The organism is Spirochaetaceae bacterium (assembly GCA_009784515.1).
In the GTDB taxonomy this organism is placed as follows: Bacteria; Spirochaetota; Spirochaetia; order WRBN01; family WRBN01; genus WRBN01.
On the sequence record WRBN01000114.1, the window covers coordinates 1 to 4055 of the forward strand.

Here is a 4055-nt window from a genome sequence, read left to right on the forward strand (position 1 = left end):
ACCGGCAGGAAAGATGGGGTAGTTTTGCATAATAATTTTTACGGCGTGGTTTAATTGATTGGGCATAGTGTTTCTCCTTAGTACACAACTTTCGGAGGGCTATAGCTACACTTTAAAATTAATAATTAATTATTTCCCTAGTAAGGTCGATTAACTAAATAGTTACTAAAGTTAAACAAGAGGTACCAAAATGTTTCAATTATTTTTTTTATTTATTATTAGCGGGGCTTTGTGCGGCTTAATTTTAGCAAGCAGTATTATTCAGCTTGAAGTAAAGTTAAGGTTTAAAGATAAAGAAATTAACAGCGTAAACGCCGGTAATTTTATCGGGGTTATCATCGCTATTGTGGCCACCCTCATTAGCCTTGTGCACATGTTTTGGGTTGGGCCGGGCCAAATCCCCTTTATTGGTAACTTATTACCTTGTTTAGCCGTGTTATTAATGGCTAAAATAATGTTGTACGATGCTTTTCGCGCTAAATATCCTTTAAAAGAAGGGCAAACCGTAAGCAAGGCCGAGCAAGCTTTTATCGATATAGCCATTAAAAATAAAGTAGTTATCGGTTTAATAGGGCTGGCTTTAATTGTGCTGCACTTCTTTTTTCAGGGAGTGCCCTTACTTTAGGGAACAGGTAATAAGTAAAAACTAATAATTAAGAATTAAAAACTTCATCTTTCAATTATTAGTTTTTAATTACTCCTTATTACTTGTTACTTAATAATTGTCTTGCTTTTTTTATTAAACAGTGCTACTATTTTTACAACTTAATTATAGAGTGTAAAAAATATGACAAAATTTAATAAGTTAGAACGCAGCTGGATTATGTGCGATTTTGCCAATGCCGCTTATTCTATTATGATAACCACAGCTATTTTCCCCATGTTTTTTAATAGTGTGGCTAGAGAGGGCGGTTTAACCGGCGACGAAACAACCACTTTTTTAAATTTGGCTAACAGTGGTTATGCCATTTTAATGGCTTTGTTGGCGCCTGTGCTGGGCACCATTAGCGATTACTTAGGTTTTAAAAAGAAGTTTTTTACCTTCTTTTTAATTATTGGTTTAATTGGTACCGGGCTTATGGCCACTATACAGGGCGGCGCATGGGTTTACGCCCTTATTTTGTATGTTATTTCGGCCATTGGTATGGCGGGCAGCGTTGTTTTTGGCGATGCCTTGCTCATGGACGTTACCCCCAAAGAAAATATGCATAAATTATCCAGTTTTTCTTGGGGATTTGGCTACATCGGCGGGCTTATTCCGTTTATTATTGCGGTGGTCCTTTATCAGGCCGAGATAATGCCCATTCGTTTTGCCTTTGCTATTACGGCGGCTTGGTGGCTTATTTTTATTATTCCTTTTTTAAAAAATGTTAAACAAAGATATGGGATTGCTCCCGAACCTAAGCCGGTAGTTAAAAGTTTTAACCGCCTTTTACAAACCTTTAAAGAGGCACGTAAATATAAAAAAATCTTTATCTTTTTGCTAGCCTTCTTTTTTTACATCGATGGCGTGGGCACTATCTTTAAAGTAGCGGTCGATTTTGCCTTACGTGTTGGTATCCCGGAGGATAGGGTGCTCATTGTTTTGGTAGGCTCGCAGTTAGTAGCTATTCCTTCCACCATCTTTTTAGGCCGGTTAAGCAGCAGGTACAGCATTCGCCGGTTAATTACCATATCGATTATTGTTTATATGGTGGCGGTATCGCTGGCTACTTTTGTAACCCTTTTAGCCGATGACAGCGCCCTAAGTTTACCTTTATTTGTGGTTATGGCGGTGTTGGTTTCTATGTTTATTGGTTTAATACAATCACTTAGCCGCAGCTACTTTGCCCAAATTATCCCGCGTGATAAAGCCGGCCAATTTTTTGGGTTGTACGATATTTTTGCCAAATTTGCCGCCATTATCGGGCCGCTCTTTATTGCCTTTGGCGCTTGGCGTTTCGGCGGTTATACCTTTGGTATGTTAAGCTTGCTGGGAATGTTTATTGTTGGTCTTATTCTTTTTCATAAGGCTTACAAAATGCCTCTTAGCCACGAGGTGGCTGAAGAGTAATGGCTAAAGAGGGGTTACACCGCCGTTTAGCTTTAGCGGCCCTGCCTTTATTAACGGAGGGCGAGGCCGCTAGGCTGGTGCATACCTACCCAGCGGCCTATCAACTGGGCAGTGTGGCGCCCGATGCTCTTTTTAACTACGAAATTTTTTTTAGTAAAGATGGTTTTATTAAAAATTATCGCAGTTATGCCCATAGCCGTTCTAACACCTTAGCTTTTTTTGCCGATTATTTTAAGACAGATAAAATAACCGAAGAAGGTTTAAGTTATTTAATAGGGGCATTAACGCACGTGTGCGCCGATACCGTTTTTCACCCGATGGTTTATCATTTTAGCGGCTATAAAACCACCGATGGTTTAGCGATGGCCCGCCATTTTAGGTTAGAAAGTTTAATGGATATGGCTTTAATAACGATGTTTGGTCCGCTGCCGCCCCTCAAAACTTTGGTTAAGCAGGTTAATTTAAAGCAGCTGGCAGCGGCCTTTAATGCCGTGCATTTTGGCGAAAAGCCGCCTAAAGTTTACGGCCCTAAAGCTATTAAAATACATGCTTTTTTTGATAGCCTTTACCCTAGCCAATTTTTAGCTAAGGTAGCCGCTAAAGTTAGTCCTAATTTAGTGGCGCTTTTTTACAGCGGCTTGCCTAACCCCCTACAATCAAAAGAGGCGGCCGGGCAAATATGGCAGCAACCGTTTACTTATGAGCATGCCGTTACCGGCGAGGCCTTAACGGCCTCTTTTGAGCAGTTATTTGATATGACCGTACAGCTAATTTGCGTTACGGTAAAGCAAATTAATGAATGTTTTATTAAAAAAGATTTTACCCAGCTTGTAGGCGCTAACCTTGATACCGGCGTGGCAGGGGTAAAAGCTGAGGCGATGAACCACTTTAAAGTTATTAATAGCGAAGAACTATTTATTATAAACGAGCAAGCTAGACAAAATTAATCAACTAGGGTATAATAAGCTATGTCTTACAGTATAGAATTAACAGAAGCCGAAAAAAGATGGCCTATCGACACCCCAGAAGATATTATGGGGATTATGCAATCTATTTTAAGCCGCGAACTTAAAATAAAAGGTTTTAAGGAGCCGCTTAACCCCGATGATTCCAGCCAAATGGTTAGGTTTGAGAATAAGCGAGCCCCCATCTGGCAGCTGGGCAAAGTAATTTTTGACGGCAGCTACGAGCATTTTTGGACGCTTGGCTTTAATGATGATAGAAAATTACGTTTTATCGATTTGGTAGCCATCGGCAATTCGCTGGAAAGTCATGTGCTGCCGCGTATGGCTTATCGTGGTTTTTCTTATTATATTGCTAATCAAGTCATTTTGGTGCATAATTGTTTGGGTGATTTACCGCCGGATTTTAGCGAGCAAACCAAAGAAAATGTTATAAACTTTATTAGAGCAGCTAAAACAATAGGGATAGATGTTTATGACTATGTGCTTATAACTAATAAACTAGAAGGCATGAGTTTAAAAGCTAAAGGCGTAATGAAAAATTTAAAAGCCGATGCTAACTTTGCCGATTTAACGGCGAAAGAAGCGATGGGCGAGGTAAAAAAAGCCAAAAAAGAAGTAAAAAAGGCTGCCAAAGAAAATCAAAAGCAAGCCGAAGAAATTATTAATAAAAATAAAAACTTAGTTAAAAGCGCTTTAACAATGATTAGAGCAGGGTTAGAGGTAGAAAAAATAGCAGAGGCTACCGGCTTTACGGTCAGTCAAGTTAATTTAATTAAAATTGGTGAGCTTTAAATAAAAAGAGTAATTTAATGATAAATTTTCTTTATAGCCTCATCGATGTTGTTTTACCGTTTGAGTGGCTAAGCTTTAATTTTATGAAAAATGCTTTTTTGGCCCTTTTGCTTTCGGCCCCGCTGTTTGGGGCTTTAGGCAGTATGGTGGTGAGCAAACGTATGGCCTTTTTTAGCGATGCCTTAGGGCACGGGGCTTTTACCGGCATTGCCATTGGCTTAGTCAGCGGGCTTTTAACCGATGTG

The 4055-nt window shown here is 39.5% G+C and carries 5 protein-coding genes; all 5 read left to right on the top strand.

All coding sequences use genetic code 11. The features are described 5' to 3' along the window. The first annotated feature begins 190 nt into the window (after positions 1 to 190). Positions 191 to 625 (top strand): hypothetical protein, encoded by a 435-nt coding sequence (locus tag FWE37_09240; protein MCL2521162.1) that lies wholly within the window; start codon positions 191 to 193, stop codon positions 623 to 625. A gap of 162 nt (positions 626 to 787) precedes the next feature. Further along, entirely contained in the window at positions 788 to 2053 is a 1266-nt protein-coding gene (locus FWE37_09245) for an MFS transporter (GenBank protein ID MCL2521163.1), read from the top strand. Next, entirely contained in the window at positions 2053 to 3000 is a 948-nt protein-coding gene (locus FWE37_09250; protein ID MCL2521164.1) for a zinc dependent phospholipase C family protein, read from the top strand. The genes FWE37_09245 and FWE37_09250 overlap by 1 nt, the downstream gene beginning before the upstream one ends. A gap of 21 nt (positions 3001 to 3021) precedes the next feature. Beyond that, positions 3022 to 3810 carry a hypothetical protein gene (locus FWE37_09255; GenBank protein ID MCL2521165.1) on the top strand — a complete coding sequence of 263 codons (789 nt, stop codon included), beginning with the start codon at positions 3022 to 3024 and terminating at the stop codon, positions 3808 to 3810. A gap of 17 nt (positions 3811 to 3827) precedes the next feature. Then, on the top strand, positions 3828 to 4055 hold a 228-nt coding region (locus FWE37_09260), incomplete at its 3' end, for a metal ABC transporter permease (protein MCL2521166.1).